The sequence below is a fragment of the Streptomyces sp. GESEQ-4 genome, from assembly GCF_017948455.1.
Lineage (GTDB): Bacteria > Actinomycetota > Actinomycetes > Streptomycetales > Streptomycetaceae > Streptomyces.
Window position 1 is genome coordinate 1 of sequence record NZ_JAFFSU010000073.1, and the last position, 421, is coordinate 421.

The 421-nt window shown below is 67.9% G+C and carries 1 protein-coding gene; it reads left to right on the forward strand.

Annotation, left to right across the window (positions count from 1 at the left end; genetic code table 11):
- On the forward strand, window positions 1-421 hold a 421-nt coding region (locus KCH48_RS41855; RefSeq protein ID WP_210582883.1), incomplete at both ends, for an ABC transporter ATP-binding protein.

The following is a 421-nucleotide window of genomic DNA, read 5'->3' on the forward strand; positions in this document are numbered from 1 at the left end:
GATCCTCATGGACGAGCCGCTGGGCGCCCTGGACAAGAAGCTCCGTGACCAGCTGCAGGTCGAGATCAAGACCATCCAGCAGGAACTCGGCCTGACCGTCATCTATGTGACGCACGATCAGGAAGAGGCGCTGGTCATGTCGGACCGTATCGCGGTGATGCGCAACGGTCTGATCGAGCAGTTCGACACCCCCCGGGAGCTGTTCGAACGGCCGAGGACCCCGTTCGTGGCGGACTTCCTGGGCGCGGCGAACTTCCTGCCGGGCCGCGTCGAGCAGCACGACGGCGAGCACACCCTGGTCCGTCTCGACAACAGTGGCGGCCTGCTGAAGGCGCGGCGCCACGACCTCGCCTCCGGCACGGCGGTGAAGGTCGCCGTCCAGCCGGGCCGGCTGCGGGCCTGCGCCAGTGACGACGGGTTC